Annotated in this window: 14 protein-coding genes; 8 read left to right on the plus strand and 6 right to left on the minus strand. The window is 71.5% G+C overall.

Going from position 1 to position 18,156, the window contains the following annotated elements; genetic code table 11:
• Positions 1 to 204: 204 nt before the first annotated feature.
• Positions 205 to 435, plus strand: coding sequence for a hypothetical protein (locus QQ657_RS30005; protein ID WP_284745617.1), 231 nt, complete (start codon positions 205 to 207; stop codon positions 433 to 435).
• A 533-nt stretch (positions 436 to 968) separates the two neighbouring features.
• Here QQ657_RS30005 and QQ657_RS30010 read toward each other — a convergent pair.
• Positions 969 to 2,138, minus strand: a complete 1,170-nt coding sequence (locus tag QQ657_RS30010) for an ROK family transcriptional regulator (RefSeq protein ID WP_284745704.1) — start codon at positions 2,136 to 2,138, stop codon at positions 969 to 971.
• Between the two features lie 207 nt (positions 2,139 to 2,345).
• Between QQ657_RS30010 and QQ657_RS30015 the strand changes: the two genes are divergently transcribed.
• From QQ657_RS30015 to QQ657_RS30025, 3 genes are read left to right on the plus strand one after another with little or no spacing between them, the layout of a single operon-like run.
• Positions 2,346 to 3,716, plus strand: coding sequence for an APC family permease (locus QQ657_RS30015; RefSeq protein WP_284745705.1), 1,371 nt, complete (start codon positions 2,346 to 2,348; stop codon positions 3,714 to 3,716).
• Positions 3,713 to 6,577, plus strand: a complete 2,865-nt coding sequence (locus QQ657_RS30020; RefSeq protein WP_284745618.1) for a glycosyl hydrolase 2 galactose-binding domain-containing protein — start codon at positions 3,713 to 3,715, stop codon at positions 6,575 to 6,577. The genes QQ657_RS30015 and QQ657_RS30020 overlap by 4 nt, the downstream gene beginning before the upstream one ends.
• Positions 6,574 to 7,464 (plus strand): ROK family protein, encoded by an 891-nt coding sequence (locus QQ657_RS30025; protein ID WP_284745619.1) that lies wholly within the window; start codon positions 6,574 to 6,576, stop codon positions 7,462 to 7,464. The genes QQ657_RS30020 and QQ657_RS30025 overlap by 4 nt, the downstream gene beginning before the upstream one ends.
• A 47-nt stretch (positions 7,465 to 7,511) precedes the next feature.
• Here the strand turns inward: QQ657_RS30025 and QQ657_RS30030 are convergent, their stop codons facing one another.
• The 3 genes from QQ657_RS30030 to QQ657_RS30040 all read right to left on the minus strand — a co-directional run bounded on the left by QQ657_RS30030 (position 7,512) and on the right by QQ657_RS30040 (position 10,155).
• On the minus strand, positions 7,512 to 7,874 hold the full coding sequence (locus tag QQ657_RS30030; RefSeq protein WP_284745620.1) for a DUF4279 domain-containing protein: 363 nt from the start codon (positions 7,872 to 7,874) through the stop codon (positions 7,512 to 7,514).
• A gap of 2 nt (positions 7,875 to 7,876) precedes the next feature.
• Complete coding sequence (locus tag QQ657_RS30035; RefSeq protein ID WP_284745621.1) at positions 7,877 to 9,082, minus strand: MFS transporter; 1,206 nt, start codon at positions 9,080 to 9,082, stop codon at positions 7,877 to 7,879.
• Positions 9,083 to 9,159: 77 nt separating this feature from the next.
• Positions 9,160 to 10,155 (minus strand): LacI family DNA-binding transcriptional regulator, encoded by a 996-nt coding sequence (locus QQ657_RS30040; RefSeq protein WP_284745622.1) that lies wholly within the window; start codon positions 10,153 to 10,155, stop codon positions 9,160 to 9,162.
• A 113-nt stretch (positions 10,156 to 10,268) separates the two neighbouring features.
• On the opposite strand from QQ657_RS30040, the gene QQ657_RS30045 reads away from it, so the two are divergent.
• The 3 genes from QQ657_RS30045 to QQ657_RS30055 are packed head-to-tail and all read left to right on the plus strand — an operon-like array spanning position 10,269 to position 12,639.
• Positions 10,269 to 10,808, plus strand: coding sequence for an NADPH-dependent FMN reductase (locus QQ657_RS30045; RefSeq protein ID WP_284745623.1), 540 nt, complete (start codon positions 10,269 to 10,271; stop codon positions 10,806 to 10,808).
• Positions 10,809 to 10,819: 11 nt separating this feature from the next.
• Complete coding sequence (locus tag QQ657_RS30050; protein ID WP_284745624.1) at positions 10,820 to 11,797, plus strand: ATP-binding cassette domain-containing protein; 978 nt, start codon at positions 10,820 to 10,822, stop codon at positions 11,795 to 11,797.
• Complete coding sequence (locus tag QQ657_RS30055) at positions 11,794 to 12,639, plus strand: ABC transporter permease (RefSeq protein WP_284745625.1); 846 nt, start codon at positions 11,794 to 11,796, stop codon at positions 12,637 to 12,639. Before QQ657_RS30050 ends, QQ657_RS30055 begins: the two co-directional genes overlap by 4 nt.
• Here QQ657_RS30055 and QQ657_RS30060 read toward each other — a convergent pair.
• Positions 12,566 to 13,273, minus strand: coding sequence for an 8-oxoguanine DNA glycosylase OGG fold protein (locus tag QQ657_RS30060; protein WP_284745626.1), 708 nt, complete (start codon positions 13,271 to 13,273; stop codon positions 12,566 to 12,568). The genes QQ657_RS30055 and QQ657_RS30060 overlap by 74 nt on opposite strands.
• 38 nt (positions 13,274 to 13,311) lie before the next feature.
• Positions 13,312 to 16,380: an AAA family ATPase gene (locus QQ657_RS30065; RefSeq protein ID WP_284745627.1), complete on the minus strand. Its 3,069-nt coding sequence runs from the start codon at positions 16,378 to 16,380 to the stop codon at positions 13,312 to 13,314.
• A 111-nt stretch (positions 16,381 to 16,491) separates the two neighbouring features.
• Between QQ657_RS30065 and QQ657_RS30070 the strand changes: the two genes are divergently transcribed.
• A complete protein-coding gene (locus QQ657_RS30070; RefSeq protein ID WP_284745628.1) occupies positions 16,492 to 18,153 on the plus strand; it encodes a peptide-N4-asparagine amidase in 1,662 nt (553 codons plus the stop codon).
• Positions 18,154 to 18,156 lie beyond the last annotated feature (3 nt).

Raw genomic sequence — 18,156 nt, forward strand, 5'->3', positions numbered from 1 at the left:
GGTCCTGCATCATGCACTGACCGGGTCGTCCGGGTTACCGGGTATTCGCGTTCCGTACACGATCGCCCGAAATCTCCTTCGAACGGCCCAATCGTGCGTGCGGTGGGTGGCCGGGGCCGGCGTGGACATCACCACATCGGGGCTCGATCTCTGTTCGATCAAGTGTTAGCCCGACGTGCTTAGGATGGAGGGGAGGAGGTGGACATGACGTCGGAGGAGCTGATGATCGAGTTCGCCTTGACGCGCTTGGACCACCCGGACCTGGACCTGGAGGACTTGGCGGCGCTCGTGGTGCGGCGGGGTGGGCCTGAGCGGGTGCTGGAGTTCGCTTCGGAGAACTTGGCGGAGCGGGGGGAGTTGCGTGCGGCGCCGTTCCCGGCGGCTGTCGAGCACGTGCTGCGGGTGGTACTCACGCTGCGCGGCCCCTCGGACTAGCTCTCGCGGCACTGCTTTTGCCGGGCCGGGGTGTGGTCGCCGATGGCTCTTGTGGGACGGACAAGGTCGCGGCTTGTGTCGGCTGACCAGTCGGTCTCGGGCTGGAGTGACCGATCGTTCTCCCCGCGGCTACGAGGTGGCGGCGAGGGTGGTGGGGCGACCGGTCGTTCTCGCCGGTTGTTGCGTGGGGCGCTAGCGCTGGCCAGGTGACCGATCGTTCTTCCCGTGGCTACGAGGTGGCGGCGAGCGTGGTGGAGCGACCGGTCGTTCTCCCCGGTTGTTGAGCAGGGCGCTGGCGCTGGTCGGGTGACCGATCGTTCTCCCGGCGGCGGCACGATGAAGCCGGGGTGACCGGTCGTTCTCCCAAACCTCTGCTTCCGAAGGCGTCGATGCGGTAGGTGCTGGAGTGACCGATCGTTCTTTCATCCTGCAGCGGCTTCTGGCGGTGTGAGGTGAGCGACCGGTCGTTCTCCTTGCCTCCCGACCGTGCAACGGAGGCGGCGCCTGCGGCGGCGGGTGACCGGTCGTTCTCCTTAAGCCCCGCCGGCCACCCGACGCAACCCCCGCCGGTCGAAGACCAGCTCCCGGGCCGTCCCCAGCGCCGTCGCGATGGCGCCCGCCAGAACCGCGTCCTCGCCCAACTGCCCCGCCACGATCTCCGGGACCACCGGCACCGTCGCGGCCAGCGCCTCCCGCATCGGCGCCGCCAGCAAGTCCGCGTTACCTCCGATCCCGCCACCGAGCACGATCAACCGCGGATCGAGCACCGCGGTCACCGCCGCGACCACATAAGCCAGCTTCTCGGCTTCCTCGGCAACCACCCGCAGCGCCATAGAATCACCACCCCGGGCCAACCGGAACACGTCCTTCGCCGACCGCGCGGCCAATCCCAGCGAACGGGCCGCCGAGACCACCGCCTGCCCCGCGGCCGCCGTCTCCATCGGGCCCGGCCGTCGCGCCCCCGACGCCGTCGGAAGCGGGCCGAACGGCAAGTCCGCGATCTCGCCCGCCGCGCCGTGCGCTCCGCGGAACACGCGCCCCTCCACCAGCAGCCCCATGCCGATCCCCGTGCCGACCGTCAGGCACACCAGCACGTCCACCCCCAGTGCCGCCCCGAGGGCGTGCTCGCCCACCGCGCACAGGTTCGCGTCGTTCTCCACCACGACGTCCGAACCCGCGCCGCTCAGCGCCGCGACGAGTTCGTGCAGCAGCCCGCGCCGCTCCCAGCCCGGGAGGTTCGGCGCGCGGTGGACCGTCCCGGTCGCCGGGTCGGGGACGCCCGGGGTGCCGACCACCGTCGAGACGACGTCGTGCGGCGCCAGCCCGGCCGACGCCACCGCCCTTTCGACGGATTCGCTTACCGTGCGCACCAAAGCACTCGCCGAGCGGCACCGGTTGGGCTCGTCGAGCCGCGCGACGATGCTGCCTTCCAGGTCGGCCACGGCGATCCGGATCGCCCGCCGTCCGATGTCGACGCCGACCACGTGCCCCGCGTCTGGCGCCGCCCGGTAGACGACCGCCGCGCGGCCCGGGCCGGCCAGGCTGCGGCCAGTGGTCCGGACCAGTCCGTGCTGCTCGAGATCGAGGAGCGCCTGTCCCACCGTGGGTTTCGACAGACCCGTCGCCGCCGCGATCTGCGGCCGCGTCGCTTCGCCCTGCCCGCGCAGCCGCTCCAGCACCAGACGCTGGTTCAGCGCCCGCATGCTCGCCGGGGTTCCCACCTGCGGCCCGATTCGCCCCACGACGTCCCCATCTCCGATCCGCGTTGCCGCAAGTTTATCCGCGGAACTCTTCCGGCTCCGCACGTTCTATGTTAAGAAACTTTACTAACTACTAGACGGAGGCACGTCGTGAGTTCACCCACTCGCCCAGGGGAGCCGCAACCCGCCCTTGAGCGCAAGATCGGCCCGATGCAGGCCACCGCGATCAACATGACTCAGATGTGCGGTATCGGCCCGTTCGTCACGATTCCCGCCATGGTCGCCACGATGGGCGGCCCGCAGGCGATGTTCGGCTGGATCATCGGGGCGATCGTCGCGCTGGCCGACGGGCTCATCTGGGCCGAACTCGGCGCCGCGATGCCGGGCGCCGGCGGCACCTACCTGTACCTGCGCGAGGCGTTCCAGTACCGCACCGGGCGGCTGATGCCGTTCCTGTTCGTCTGGAGCGCGGTGCTGTTCATCCCGCTGATCATGTCCACCGGCATCATCGGCCTCGTCCAGTACCTCGGCTACCTGATCCCCGGCGTCACCGACGACGCGGGCACGACGCCGCTCGGCAAGATCATCGGCGTCGGCATCACCCTCGTCATCGTCGCCGCGCTGTTCCGCAAGATCGGTCAGATCGGCAAGCTCACGACCGTGCTGTTCGTGGTCATGCTGATCGCGGTGCTCACCACGATCGTCGCGGCGTTCTCGCACTTCAGCGGCGCGCAGGCGTTCGCCTTCACCCCGGGCGCGTTCAGCTCGGCCGGCACAGGCACGTTCTGGGGCGGCCTCGGCGCCGGCCTGATCATCGCGATCTACGACTACCTCGGCTACAACACGACGGCCTACCTCGGCGGCGAAGTCCGCAACCCGGGACGCACGATCCCGCGGTCGATCCTCTTCTCGATCGTCGGCATCATGAGCCTCTACTTCCTGCTGCAGGTCGGCGTGCTGGGCTCGGTTCCCCTGGAGGAGCTGAAGACCGCCACTTCGGTCGCCTCCACCGTGCTCGAGCAGGCGTGGGGCACCGTCACGGCGAAGATCGTCACCGTGTTCATCGTCGTCGCGGCCATCGGCTCGGTGTTCGCCGGCCTGCTCGGCGGCTCGCGCGTGCCGTTCGAAGCCGCGCGGGACAAGGTGTTCCTGTCGATGTTCGGCAAGCTGCACCCGAAGCTGAACCTGCCGACCGCCGGCGTGCTCACCATGGGCGCGATCACGATCATCGGCTCGTTGTTCACGCTGACCGACGTCATCAACGCGGCCGTCGCCACCCTGGTCATCATCCAGTCACTGGCCCAGGTCGCCGCGATCGTGACGCTGCGCCGCCGACAGCCGAACCTCAAGCGGCCCTATCGGCAGTGGCTCTACCCGGTGCCGACGATCGTCGCGGTGGTCGGCTGGGTCTACATCTACGTCTCCGCGACCTGGCTCTCGATCGGGCTGTCGCTGGGCTGGATCGCCGTCGGCGCGATCGCGTACCTGGTCTACGCCAAGGCCGAGAACACCTGGCCGTTCGGACCCAAGGAGATCAAGGAGGCCTTCGCCTCCACCGAAGCCGAAGGGGCTCAGGCATGACGAAGAAGCTCGCGGCGCTGGCCGCGCTGCTCCTGGTGCCGGGGGTGCTGAGCGTGGCCGCGCCGGCCTCGGCACAGGAGACCCAGGCCGCCACTCGGCCGCACGGCCTGAGCACGATCGGCGCGCAGGGCTGGCAGGTGCTCACCACCGCCAGCGTCAAGGACGGCGGCGAGAAGGTCTCGACGCCCGGGTACGCCACTCGCGGCTGGCTGCCGGTCAAGCCGGACGACGCGGGCGCGCCGGGCACCGAGATCAACGCCCTGGTGCAGAACGGCAAGTGCCCCGACGTCTTCTACTCCGACAACATGCGCAAGTGCTTCGGGTACGTCGACAAGCTCGGTCCCGTCGTCACCAAGCCGTTCTCCGACCCGTGGTGGTACCGCACCGACTTCACTCCGGACTTCAAGTCGGGCCAGCACGCGAAGCTGACCATTCCGGGCATCGTCGGCGAGGGCGACGTCTGGGTGAACGGCAAGCTCGTCGCCACGAAGGACATCGTGAGCGGCGCGTTCGCCGGGCACACGTTCGACGTCTCGAAGCTGGTCAAGCCGGGCAAGAACACCCTGGCGATCAAGGTCTACCCCAACAACCCGCTCAAGATGTACACGCTCGACCAGGTCGACTGGGGCCAGATCCCGCCGGACAACGACACCGGCATCCAGTTCCCGCCGACCCTGCAGGTGAGTGACGCGCTCACCGGCGACAACGCCCACGTCGTGCAGGACAACGCCCCCGACCTGTCCAGCTCGAAGCTGACGGTCAAGGTCGACGTCACCAACGACGCGGCGAACCCGCAGACCGGGGACGTCGCCGCGACGATCGCGCCGCCGTCGGGGGCGCCGATCGTCGTCCACCAGCGCGTGACGATCCCGGCGAACACCAAGCAGACCGTGACCTTCCCGCCGGTGAAGATCGGCAAGCCGAAGGTCTGGTGGCCGTACTCGATGGGCGACCAGCCGCTGTACACGCTGAGCACCGCGGTCTCGCAGGACGGCGTGCTCTCGACGTCGTCCAAGAGCACCTTCGGCATCCGCACGGTGACCTCGCGCCTGGTCGGGAAGTCCGCGCCGCTGCCCGAGGGCGCGCGGCAGTTCACCATCAACGGCAAGGACTTCGTGTTCCGCGGTGGCGGCTTCGCGCCGGATCTCTTCCTGCGCTACGACTCCGCCGACACCGCGCACCAGATCGCGCTGATCAAGAACATGGGCCTGTCCGGCGTCCGGCTCGAGGGCCACGACATGCCGCAGGACTTCTACGACCAGGCCGACCGCGCCGGGCTGCTCGTGATCGGCGGGTTCCTGTGCTGTGACGCCTGGCAGCCGGACACCGCCGAGCAGCTCGGCGAGCGGGACCTGCGGATCATCCACGACTCGTCGGTCAGCATCGCGCAGCGCGAACGCAACCACCCCAGCGTGTTCAACTACGGCTGGAGCGACAACGAGCCGTTCGCCAACCAGGAGAACGCCGTCCTGACCGCGTTCGAGCAGGAGGACTTCCAGGTCCCGGTGATCGCGTCGGCGGAGTACAAGAGCACGCCGACGCTCGGGCAGTCGGGGGAGAAGGAAGGCCCGTACGACTGGGTCCCGCCGTCCTACTGGTACGACACCTCGCACTTCGACGCGGACGACTCCTCGCGGACCAACGCCGGCGGGTCGTGGGGCTTCGCGAGCGAGCAGAGCGCGGGGCACACCGTGCCGACGCTCGACTCGATCAAGCGGTTCCTGTCGCCGACCGAGCAGGCGAAGCTGTGGCAGGACCCGGCGTACAACCAGTACCACGCCAACTTCGAGCCGGACCACGGCGGCTACGCGTTCGGCACGCTGTACACGCTGGACCAGTCGATCACACAGCGGTACGGGAAGTGGAACTCCCTGAAGTCCTATGTGGACCTCGCGAACATCGCGAACTACGAGAACACGCGCTCGCAGTTCGAGGCGTTCCTGCACCACTCGACGGACAAGGCGAACCCGTCGACCGGCGTTGTCTACTGGCAGCTCAACAAGGGCTGGCCGACGCTGCTGTGGTCGCTCTACAACGACGACGGCGACCAGGCGGGCGCGTTCTTCGGCGCCAAGAAGGCGAACAAGCCGCTGCACGCGATCTACGGCTACGACAACGGTTCCGTGACCCTGGACAACCTCGGGGCGACGACGCAGTCCGGGCTTTCGGTGCAGGCCCGCGTGTTCGACACGGCGGGCAAGGTCCTCGACGACCAGACCGCCGGCGGGATCTCCCTGGGCAGCCAGGGCGTGCGCACCGGTGTCCTCAAGCCCAAGGTGCCGGCCGAGACGAAGGCGCCGGCGCCCGCGCAGGTCTACTTCGTCGAGCTGCAGGTGAAGCAGGGCGGGAAGGTCGTCGACCGGAACGTCTACTGGCTCTCGACGCAGAAGGACGTCGTCGACTGGGGCAAGACCCTGGGCAACCCGCAGGCGACGCTGTCCCAGTACAGCAACCTGCAGGCCCTGCAGAACCTGCCGAAGTCGCAGGTCAGCGCGGTCGCGTCGACGCGCTCGGCCGGTGGCGCGAACGTCACCACGGTGACCGTGACCAACACGTCGAAGACGCCGGGAGCGGCGTTCTTCCTGCGGGCCGACGTCCGCCGCGGCACGCCGGACGGGCACGAGGGACCGGGCGACAACCAGCTCGCGAACGCGACCTGGGACGACAACGACATCACGCTGTGGCCGGGCCAGTCGCAGACGCTGACAGTCAGCTACCAGGTGTCCGACCTGCGGGGTGCGGTGCCGGTGATCAGCGTCGACGGGTTCAACACGGGCCGGATCGTGGTGAAGGCGGCCGGTGGGTACGGGCACCACGGGGACGCGGCGGTGGCGCCGCAGATCGAGGGGATCAGGGAGTGACTGTCGAACCAATTCTCGGGATCGACTTCGGCGGCACGAAAGTGGCGCTGGGGCTCGCCGACCACGACGGGAACCTGCTGGCCACGCGCCGGCTGGACACCGACGCGCAGGCGGGGGCCGAGCAGGTGGTGGTGCGGGCGCTCGCCGGGGCGCAGGCGCTCCTGGCGGACGCGGGCGTCACCCCCACCGCGATCGGTGTCGTCAGCCCGGGGATCGTGCTGCCGGACCGGATCCTGCTCGCGCCGAACGTCCCGGGCTGGGAGGAGCTGCACCTGGCCGAGCTGGTGGCGGCCGAGTTCCCGGCCGTGCCGATTTCGGTGGGGACGGACGCGAAGGCGGCGGCACTGGCGGAGTGGCGGTGGGGTGCGCTGGCCGGGGCCGACCCGGCGGTGTTCCTCTCGCTGGGCACCGGCATCGCTGCGGCGGTGCTGGTCGGCGGCCGGCTGCTGACCGGCGCCAACGGAGCTGCGGGCGAGATCGGGTACAACCTGCTCTCGCCGCAGGACACTGAGGGTTTCGCAAGCGGAGCGGCGCCGCTTGAAGAAGCCGTCGGTGGGCGTGGGCTGGGCGGCCGGGCGAGTGATCTGCTCGGCCGCCCGGTCACCGCGGGGGAACTGTTCGCCTTGGCCAAGGAGAACGTCGAGGCGAAGGAGCTGGTGACGGCGGCGCTCGACGAGCTGTCGATGCACGTGGCGAACCTGGCGATCATGCTGGACCCGCAACGCATCGCGGTCGGCGGCGGGCTCGTGCGCTCGGCGGACGTGCTGCTGCCGGCGCTGGCGGACCGGCTGGCGCACGCGGTGCCGTTCCCGCCGGAGCTGGTGTCGGCCCGCTTCGACCAGGACGCGGCGCTGCTGGGCGCGGTGGCGCTGGCGTTGGGGGAGTAGGCCTCCGGGTGGCGTGCCGGTGCCCCGACCCGGCGCGCCACCCGGTTTCAGCCCGTCTCGTCGCCGCAGACGTCGAGCAGCAGCTCGCCGGGCAGCGAGAGGAGCCGCGCGAGCAGTCTGCGATCCAGCTCGACCGCGTGGGACGCGACCAGGCAGAACCAGCCGGCCTCGGCCAGCTCCCACAACTCGGCTCTTCGCGGCTCGAGGACGTCCAGTACCTGCCTGAGGTGCGCGGCCGATTCGGTGTCGGCCGTGGACGTCGAGAGGCACCACAGGGATTCCGCGCGGATCGCGCTCGTTCGCCGACCCGCTTCCGCAGCCGTCGTCGGGCGGACGCCGAGCCGGCGGGTGACCTCGGCGGCCGTCAGCCCCGGTCCGCCGAAGATCCGGTAGGTCGCCGCGCTGCGCACGGTCAGGCTTCGGCGGTCGCGAGTTCGGTGCGGCGGAAGGCTTCCGGCGAGAGCTGGAACCACACCAGCACCGCGCTGACCGCCTGGATCGCCGCGACCACCAGCCAGACGCCCCGCAGGCTCCAGTGCGCCGCGACCAGGCCGCCGGTCAGCGCGCCCAGCGGCGTCAGGCCCCAGGCCAGCGCGCGGTGGCTGGTCAGCACCCGGCCGAGCAGCGGCGCCGGGGTGAAGCGCTGGCGGCTGGACTGCGAGCAGACGTTCCAGACCAGCACCGTCGAGGTCAGGAAGACCAGCACCACGCCGATCAGCGGCGGCCACGGCGGCAGCACGGCCAGCAGCAGCGGCGCCACCGCGCCGAGGCTTTGCGCTCCCCGCATTGACCACGAGTACCCGAACCGGTCGACGATCTTCTGCACCACGAACGACGACGCCACCCAGCCGACGGCGAGGCAGGCGAGCAGCAGGCCGTAGCCGACCGAGCCCACGTGCAGCACCTGCGTCGCGTACAGGACGAACATCGAGTTCCCGGCGCTGGCGGCGAAGGAGCCCAGGGCGACGTTGATCGTGATCGAGCGCAGCAGCGGCGTCCGGACCAGGTGCGTGAGCCCGGCCGACAGGTCCCGCAGCGGATGGGTGCGCGCGGCCACCACCGACGCCGACGGGATGCGCCGCGTCAGGAGCAGGGCGAGCAACGCGCAGGCGGCGGCCAGCCACGCGGGGGCCCCGGCGCTGACGACGACGAGAAACCCGGTCAGCGGCGGGACGACGAACTGCACGACACCCCGGTCGATCACGGTGAGGCGCGCGTTGGCGTGGGCGAGCCGGTCGGGCTCGACGAGTTCGGGCACGAGCGCCCCGCTGGCGCCGTCTCCGAGCACCTGCGCGGAGGTAACGACGAAGGCGACGACGAGCAGTACCGGCAGGCTGAGCAGCCCGGCGGAGGCGACGGCGGCGAGCACGAGCGCGGCCCCGACCTGCACGGCGTAGGCCCAGGCGAGCACGGCGGTCCGCCGCACGCGATCGATGAGCACCCCGGCGAAGAGGGACAGCAACAGCCACGGCGCCTGCCCGGCGATGTTGACCAGCGAGATCTCGCGCGGATCGGTGGTGATGGAAACGGCGAGCAGCGGAAGCGCGGCGAGCATCAGCCCTTCGGCGGAGGAACCGGACACCGCGACGGCCTGCAGCCGCACCCACCTGTTCGTCACGCGTGAAGCCCCATGATCGGCAGTGTGCCGAAAAGTCGTAAGCAGGCCAAACTATTTTCCGGCGAGGTCGGTCACGCTCAGCGACGTACTCGGGTCGACTCGCGGACGACCAGCTCCGGGGTGAACACCACCGCCTGGTGCTCCACCGTCGTGTCCGCCGTCTCCGTCAGCAGCAGTTCCGCGGCCGTGCGGCCCAGGCGCTGGGCCGGCTGGCGGACAGAGGTCAGCGGGACCGCCGCCGCGCCCGCGAACTCGATGTCGTCGTAACCCACGATCGCCATCTCCTCCGGGATGCGGACGCCCGCGCCGACCATCGCCTGCAGCACCCCGAGGGCCAGCAGGTCGTTCGCGCAGAACACCGCCGTGGGGCGGGGACTCGTGCCCAGCAGGCGGGCACCCGCGTCGCGCCCGGAAGAGACGTCGAGGCCGATCGCCTCCAGGACCGTCAGCTCCGCCGCCGACCCTTGCAGTGCGGTGCGGACGCCCTGCTCGCGGTCGCGGCACTGGGCGAGGATCGCGGGACCGTTGACGAACGCGATGTGCCTGTGGCCGGTCTCCAGGAGGTGGCGGGCCGCGAGCGCGCCGCCCGCGATGTCGTCCACCGCGACCGAACTCGCCTCCGACGTCGGCGCCTTGCGGTCGACGAACACGTACGGCGTGCCACTGCGCCGGAACGCGCGCAGGGCCTCGCCGGACGTCGCGACCGGGCTCAGCAGCACTCCGCGGACCCGCTGCTCGGCGAACATCGCGAGGTAGGACGCCTCGAGATCGGACCGCTGGCCGCTGTTGCAGGTGATGATGTTGAGGCCCTCGGCATGCGCGGCTTGCTCGGCGCCGCGGGCGACGTCGACGAAGAACGGGTTGCCGAGGTCGAGCACGAGCAGCCCCATGATCCGGCTGCGGCCGGCGCGCAGCTGCCGCGCCGACTCGTCGCGGACGTAGCCGAGCTCTTCGATCACCGACAGCACCCGGTTCCGGGTGGCCACCGCGACCACGTGCGGCCGGTTGACCACATTGGACACCGTGCCGATCGAGACGCCGGCCCGCTTGGCGACGTCCTTGATGCCGACCAAAGCACCCCCTCGTAGAGAAAGCGTGAGCCTACCACGCGGATGAAACGTTTCAGCCAGATTCGATCTGGCGCGGCGTCTCGCGCCTTCGGGGTAACGGGCGAGAGGAGGCCGGAATGGACGGTGGGCCGCTGCGGGTCGTGGTGCTGATCGGCAGCACCCGCGAAGGCCGGGCCGGCGCGCGCGTCGGCGGGTGGTTCACGGCGACGGCGGGCCGGCGGGCGGGGCTCGACCTCGACCCCGTCGACCTCGCCGAGGCGGACCTTCCGGCAGCGTACCCGGCGGAGCCGACGCCGGGGCTGACCCGGTTCCGGGAGCGCATCGCCCGGGCGGAGGCGTACGTCGTCGTCACACCCGAGTACAACCGCAGCTTTCCCGGGCCGCTCAAGCAGGCGATCGACTTCGCCTACGACGAGTGGCGCGCGAAGCCGGTCGGCTTCGTCTCCTACGGCTACCGCGCCCGCGGCCGCCACGCCGTCGAACAGCTGCGGGAGGTCTTCCTGGAGCTGCACACCGTGACGATGCGCGACACGGTCGCCCTCGACCTGCTCGCGCCGTCGTTCGACGACGAGCGCGTGCCGGCCCTGCTCGACGAACTCACCTGGTGGGGGCTCGCGCTGCGCGACGCCCGCCGGGCCCGTCCCTACTGCGCGTGAAAGGACCGCAGATGACTTCACCCGCGATCGAAACCTCCGGGCTCGTCAAGGTTTTCGGCGACACCCGGGCCGTCGACGGCGTCGACCTCGCGGTGCCGGCCGGCACCGTCTACGGCGTCCTCGGCCCCAACGGCGCCGGCAAGACCACCACCGTCCGGATGCTCGCCACCCTGCTCCGCCCGGACGGCGGCGAAGCGCGCGTGTTCGGCCGTGACGTCGTCCGCGAGGCCGACGCCGTCCGCGGCCGGGTCAGCCTCACCGGGCAGTACGCGTCAGTGGACGAAGACCTGACCGGCGCCGAAAACCTGGTGCTGCTGGGCCGTCTGCTCGGCCACACCCGGCAGGCGGCGCGCGACCGGGCCGCGCAGCTGCTGGCGGCGTTCGGTCTCACCGAAGTCGCCGGCAAGCAGGTCAAGCAGTACTCCGGCGGCATGCGACGGCGGCTCGACATCACTGCGAGCATCCTCAACACGCCGGACCTGCTGTTCCTCGACGAGCCGACGACCGGGCTGGATCCCCGCAGCCGCAACCAGGTCTGGGACATCGTGCGCGCGATCGTCGCGCAGGGGACGACCGTGCTGCTGACCACGCAGTACCTCGACGAGGCCGACCAGCTGGCGTCGCGGATCGCGGTGATCGACCACGGCCGCGTGATCGCCGAAGGCACGCAGGGGGAGTTGAAGGCGTCGGTCGGCGCGGGTGCGATCCACCTGCGGCTGCGCGACGCGGCGCAGCGCGAGGCCGCTTCGGAGGTGCTGAGCCGGGTGGTCGACGCCGCCGTCCAGCGCGAGCCCGACCCGGTGGCGCTGACCGCGCGGCTCACCGCCGCGGCCGGCGACACAGCGGCCGCGGAACAGTCCGCCCGTGCGCTGGCCGAACTGGCGGCCGCCGGGATCACCGTCGACACGTTCTCCCTCGGCCAGCCCAGCCTCGACGAGGTGTTCCTGGCCCTGACCGACCACACCGCGAGCGGAGAGGAAGCAGCGTGACCGCCACCGCAGTCAAGGAAACCGAACTCGCCGCACCGAAGCCCGAGGATCTGGCGGCGGTGCTCGTCGCGACCCACCGGCCTCCGCGCCCGGGCGCGCTTTCGACGTCGTTCACGTTCGGCTGGCGGGCGGTGCTGAAGATCAAGCACGTGCCCGAGCAGCTGTTCGACGTGACGGCGTTCCCGATCATGATGACGCTGATGTTCACGTACCTCTTCGGCGGCGCGCTGGCCGGTTCGCCGGGGGAGTACCTGCAGTTCTTCCTGCCCGGCATCCTCGCGAGCAGCGTCGTGATGATCACGATGTACACGGGGATCGCGGTCAACACGGACATCGAGAAGGGCGTGTTCGACCGCTTCCGCACCCTCCCGATCTGGCGCCCGTCGGCGATGGTGGGCTACCTGCTGGGCGACGTGCTGCGCTACCTGATCGCCTCCGTGGTGATCATGCTGGTGGGCCTGGTGCTGGGTTTCCGCCCGGGCGGCGGGTTCCTGGGCGTCGCGGCGGGGGTGGCGCTGCTGCTGGTGTTCTCGTTCGCGTTCTCGTGGGTGTGGACGATGTTCGGGCTGCTGCTGCGCAGCGAGAAGTCGGTGATGGGGGTCAGCATGATGGTGATCTTCCCGCTGACGTTCCTGTCGAACATCTACGTGAGCCCCGAGACGATGCCGGGGTGGCTGCGGGTGTTCGTGGACCTCAACCCGATCTCGCACCTGGTGACGGGCGTGCGGTCGATGATGGCGGGGGCGTGGGACGTGCCGGCGGTGCTGATCACGCTGGGCTCTTCGGCGTTGCTGGTGGCGGTGTTCGGGACGTTGACGATGCGGCTCTATAACCGGAAGTGAAGAGGGTGACCTCGAGTTCGTCGGGGGCGTGGCCGCCGGTCCGGGCCCAGCGGCCGAGCAGGGCGCAGTACCGCTCGTAGGTCACGGCCGGCCAGGGTCCGGTGCGGTGGAGCGATTCCCACCCGCAGCGGTCGCGCAACGCGGTCGCCACCACTCTGTCGAGGATGAGGCACGGGTGGTCCGGCGCACCGCCGCCGGCGAAGTACAGGAACTTCGTGAAGAAGGACGGGCCGAACGCGAGAAACCTGTTGCGCTCGCCAGGGCGCAGGAGTTCGAAGGCGCTCGCCGGGTCTTGGCGGGACGCCTCCGCGGCTTCCGCCAGGACGGCTTCGGCGGCCGGGATGTCGGCTGCGATGCTGTCCAGCCGCCGGGCGTTCTGCCGCAGGTGGGAGCCGGAGCCCCAGGCCAAGGTGCGCCACAGCAAGGTGAACACGTCGTCGGCCGGTGCCCACACGTCGGCGCGCGTCAAGGACGGTCCGGCCGGACGATCGCCGGGCAGGCACCGCCGGTCGAGTTCCGCGCGCCACCACTCCGCCCGGATGCGGATGCGGTGCTCCTCGACCGCCTGCCGGCGGGGCACCGTGGGCACCGCCCACTCCGGGAGTGCCAAGGGGTTCAGGTCGGTCATCGTCATGGCCACTGGGTCGCCCGCGGGGCGTAACTGTTACGGCTTCACAGGCGCCAGCGTATTTCGGGCTCCGGGGCATAGCGGCACGACGAACCGGTCGTGACCGTCGCGTTGAGATGCTCGGCCAGCTCCGGGTGCGCGTCCGCCAGTTTGCGGAGCGTGTCGCGGATGCGGGCCGTCACCGCTTTGCGGGCTCGCTCCGCCTCGTCGCCGAGACGGCGGGTCCGGCCGCCCAGGCCCGCTGCCGTGCGCAACTCCGCCAGCAGCGCCTCGCGTTCGCGATCCAGCTCCGCCGCGCGCCTGTCGTTGTCGAGGGCCGTGGCTTCGTCGATCTCGGCGTCGAGGTGGTCGAGGCGGCGGCGGTACACCGACTTCGCCGTCTCGTCGAGGACCGGGTCACCGCCCAGACTCCGCGCCGCCACTGCCGTCTCTCCGGCTTCCGGGGCGAGCAGGCGGACCGCGGGGATCTCGGCGCCGGGGGAGCTGAGCAGGATGTGCAGGTCCCGTAAGCCTTTCGTGTCCGGCACCCGGACCTCGCGGCCCGCGAACCGCAACGTCCACACCTCGTCCGTGCGGCGGAACTCGTCGGCCGGAGCCGGCAACCGGACCGGCGGCGGGACGGCGAGGTGCGTCATGCCCAGCTCCGACGCCTCCGCGCGGACCGCCGCCGTCAACGCGGCCGCGCGGTCCGCGTCGCCGGGGGCGTCGCGTTCGGACAGCACCGTCGCGAGGCGGGCGCGGATCTCCGCCGCCCACGGGCGCAGGCGCATCCGGTCCGCCGACGCCGCAGCGGCGGTCAGCCGCTCGATCGCCGCGTCCCGGCGGCCGAGGGCGGCTTCGAGGAGCCCGGCCCAGAGGTCGACCGGCCCGCTGATCTCGCAGCCGTACAACGCCACCAGCCACTCGCCGGAATACGGCGTGAGCTCGGCCAGGACCTCCTCGCACCGAGCACGGTCACCGGTCAGGGCGGCCGCCTGGGCCTGGTAGCGCAGCCACATCGGGGCGAATTCGCGGGAGAACGGCCCTGCTACCTCGCGGCTCGCGTCCCCTTGCCGGACCGCCGCCAGTGCCGCCAGCAGGTCCGGGTGCGGGTGGTCGCCGGCGGCCAGCCGTGCGGTGTGCGCCGCCAGATCGTCGAACCGGCCCTGCAGCAGTAGGTAGCTCCAACGCACCTGGTCCACCATGTACCCGAACTCGCGGCCGTACGTCGCCTCGACGCGGTCGAGATCCGCGTGCGCCTCGGCGAAGCGGCCGCGCAGCGCGCCGACGATGCTCCGGTCCAGCAGAGCCGCGAACTCGGCGCCGGGCAGGCCGCTGCCGGCCGTCAGCCCCTGGAACGCCCGGTACTGCTCGAGGTAGCGCGGATCGCCCTGCTCCAGCAGCGCGACCCACTTCAGTGACGACGCGAAGAACTCGTTCTCGCGATCGCCCGTCCGCCGCGCCAGCACGGCCAGCTCGTCGGTCAGCCGCTCCCGCTCCCGCGCGCTGCCCGGACCCCAGATCAGGTCGTGACGTGCCCACAGCGTGAACGACAGCTCCTGGTCGTCGTCACCGTCGCGCGCCAGCACCGCGGCCCGCGCCGTCAGCTCCAGCGTGACGCGGTCGAGCGACAGCGGCTCCGCCGGCTTGCCCGCCAGCCGTTCGTGCGCCGCCACCAGCAGATCCGACGTCAGGTCGAGGCGGGCCCCGGTCGGCGCGGTGCGGGACAGGGTGAGTGCGGCCCGCACGAGCAACGCGTCGTCGTCGAGTTCACGCACCAGCGCGACGGCCTCGTCGAAGACGCGCCACGCCTCTTCGACGTCGCCGCAGCGGCTCAGCATGGTGCCGAGGTCGAGCGCGATCACGACCCGCCGCCGCGGTTCGGCCGCCCGGTCCAGCGCCCGCCGGTAGTGGCCGACTGCCTCGTCGTTCGCCAGCCGCGCGCTCGCGTCCCGCGCCGCGGCCACCAGCAGCTCGGCCACGCGAGCCGGCTCGACCTCGTCGCCGGCGAGGTACGCGTGCCGGGCTCGGTCGGCCGCGAACACCAGCGGCACCAGGTCGGGTGCCGCGTCCAGCGCGCGGACGACCGCGGCGTGTCTTCGCCGGACCTCGGCCGGGTCCAGCTCGGCGTACCGCGACTCGCGCACGAGGTCGTGGGCGAAGGCGAACCGGCCGTCGCCGAGCGCGGTGACCAGCCGCGCCGCGGCCGCGCGGGCCAGCAGCTGGTCGATCTCCGGCACCGGCGCCCCGGCCAGCGCCGCGAGGATCCGGCGGTGGAACTCCCGGCCCAGCACCGCGGCGTCGGTCAGCAACCGGGTGACCGGCGCCGGCAGCAGGGAAAGCCGCCGCTGCAAGGCATCCCGGACCCCGGGCGCGACGGCCGACACCGGGCTGCCGCTGTGCCAGAGCCGCGCGGTCTGCTCGACGAAGAACGGGTTGCCGCCGGTCCGCAGGTGCACCTCGGCGGCCAGCGCGGGGTCCGGCTCGGTGCCGGCGGTGCGGCTCATCAGCTCGGCCACCTCGTCCGGCGCGAGCCCGGTCAGCGTCACCGTGGTCGCCTTCGCCACCAGCGGCAGGACGAGCTCGCGCAGCGGGTGGCCGGGGGCTTCGACCTCGACGTCGCGGTACGCGCCGACGAGGAGCAGCCGTTCGAACCACGTGTGCCGCGCGGCGAACTCCAGCAGCCGCAGCGACGCCGCGTCGGCCCAGTGCAGGTCGTCGAGCACCACGACGACCGGGCGGTCGTGCGCCGCCGCGGCCAGCGCGGTCGTGACCGCGTCGTGCAGCCGGAAGCCGTCCTCGGCCGGGGCGCCCGCCGACTCGCCGAGCAGCGCCGACAGTGTCGCCGTGTCGGCCCGCGCCCACTCCTCGGCCGGCAGCTCCCGCCGCAGCGCGCGCAGCACCTGCACCCACGGCCAGTACCCGGGCGCGCTGTCGGAGTCCCAGCAGGCGCCGGTCAGCACCAGTGCACCGCGCCGACGCGCGTCGTCGGCCAGCCCGGTGACGAGCGTCGTCTTGCCGATTCCGGCCTCGCCGGTGACCAGGACCAGGCCGCCGTGGCTCGCCACGGCCCGGTCGAGCTCGGCCCGCAGCGCGGCGGCGGGGTGGGCCCGCCCGATGACGGCGGCTGTCATGTCCGGTTCCTCCCGATTCGGGTGCCGAGCCTCTCACGCTTTCCCGCCGTTCGTCGCACGATTACCGCACTAGGCTGCGCAGCGGTGTGCCTGCCACTGGGAGGAGTCCGGGTGCGGATCTTCACGATCGTCCTGTCCGTGGTGCTGACGTGGGTGTTCGCCGGGGCGGTCGCCTCGGCCGATCCCGTGCTCGAGCACGACACCGACGACCCGGTGGCGGCCGCGCCCGCGGTCACGCGGCCGGACACCCCGCACTGCACCGTCACGCTCGCCGACGCCTTTCGCTCCAACGCCGCCGACGGCACCCCGCAGTTCTACGAGGGCACGCTCACGCCGCCGAAGGCGTGCGCCGGGCCGTGGGCGAAGGTCGTGATGGACCAGACGGTCACCGTCGGCGGCCGCCAGTACGACCGGATCGGCGACCTGCGGATCGGCGCGACCGAGGTCTGGTGGGGGACCACGGAGGAGCCCAGCGGCGAGGGCAACCGCCCGATCACCTACCACTTCGACAAGGACCTGACGCCGTACGCCGCGTTGCTGCGCACGCCGCAGCCGTTCCACGGCGGCATCGAGAACTACAACTCGCCGGTCTACACCGGTGTCTACGCCCAGACCGTGACGCTCACCTACTACCAGGCCGACCGCAAGCACCCCGCGCCCGAGACCGCCGACCACGTCGCCGGCTTCGGGCACGTCGACGCGACACCCGCGGCGCCCACCGTGCACTTCACGGCCAAGGACCTGCCGCGCAACATCACCCGCGCCTACCTCGAGGTGACGCTCGAAGGCCACGCCTGCGACGAGCAGTGGTTCGACGACGTCCCGGACGCGGTGTCGGCGAAGTACCCGGCGGCCGGGCTCTGCGGCAAGGGCCCGTACCGCGAAGCGAACTTCGCGCTCGACGGGACGCCCGCCGGCAGCGCGTTCACCTTCCCGCACATCTACTCCGGCGGGATCGTGCCGCAGCTGTGGCGGCCGATCGTCGCGATCGACACCTTCAGCCTGCACTCCGAAACCTACGACATCACGCCGTTCGCGGGCCGGCTCGTGGACGGCGGTGCGCATGATCTCTCCTTCTCCTTCCCGGACATCGGCGGTGAGTTCACCGTCGTGCCGACGCTACTGCTCTACACCGACAAAAAAGCCGCGCAGACTTCCGGCGCCCTGACCCAGCACGACGTCGCCGCCGCGCCGACGCGGCAGACGACGGTGAAAGACATCCCCGATGGGGTGAACGTGACGGTGACGGCGAAGCGCCACGACGTGACCGCGGGCTACGTCGACACCTCGGCGGGGCGCGTGTACACCCGCGTCGAGCGCACCCGCGACTACCGCAACACCGACGACGTCACCGGTGGCGGCTTCACCCAGCACGTCGTGCAGGGCGACTCGGGGCAGCAGACATCGACGTCCACTGTGGACGGACGGGTGCGCTCGGCGGCCCGGCACACGTGGTCCTACCCGCTGACCACCGACGCGACCGCGAACATCACCGACGACCAGAACCTGCGGATCTCCGGCTCGGCCGAGATGACGCAGACCTTGGCCGACCTGACGGGCGACGGCCGGCGCTGGTGGCCGGTCCGCGCGTCCACGGAGTGGCTGAGCTCCTCCGGCGTGCTGGCCCGCACGAACGGCGTCAACACCGAGGCCGACGGCCGTTCGCGTACGTCGTTCGCCGGGTCCGACGACCTCGGCCGGCCGTACTTCCACTACGTCGCGAGCGAGCACGGGCTGATCATCGAGAACCGGGAGCTCCCGCCGCGGAGGTGAAAC

The sequence above is a fragment of the Amycolatopsis ponsaeliensis genome (assembly GCF_030182635.1).
GTDB lineage: Bacteria > Actinomycetota > Actinomycetes > Mycobacteriales > Pseudonocardiaceae > Amycolatopsis > Amycolatopsis ponsaeliensis.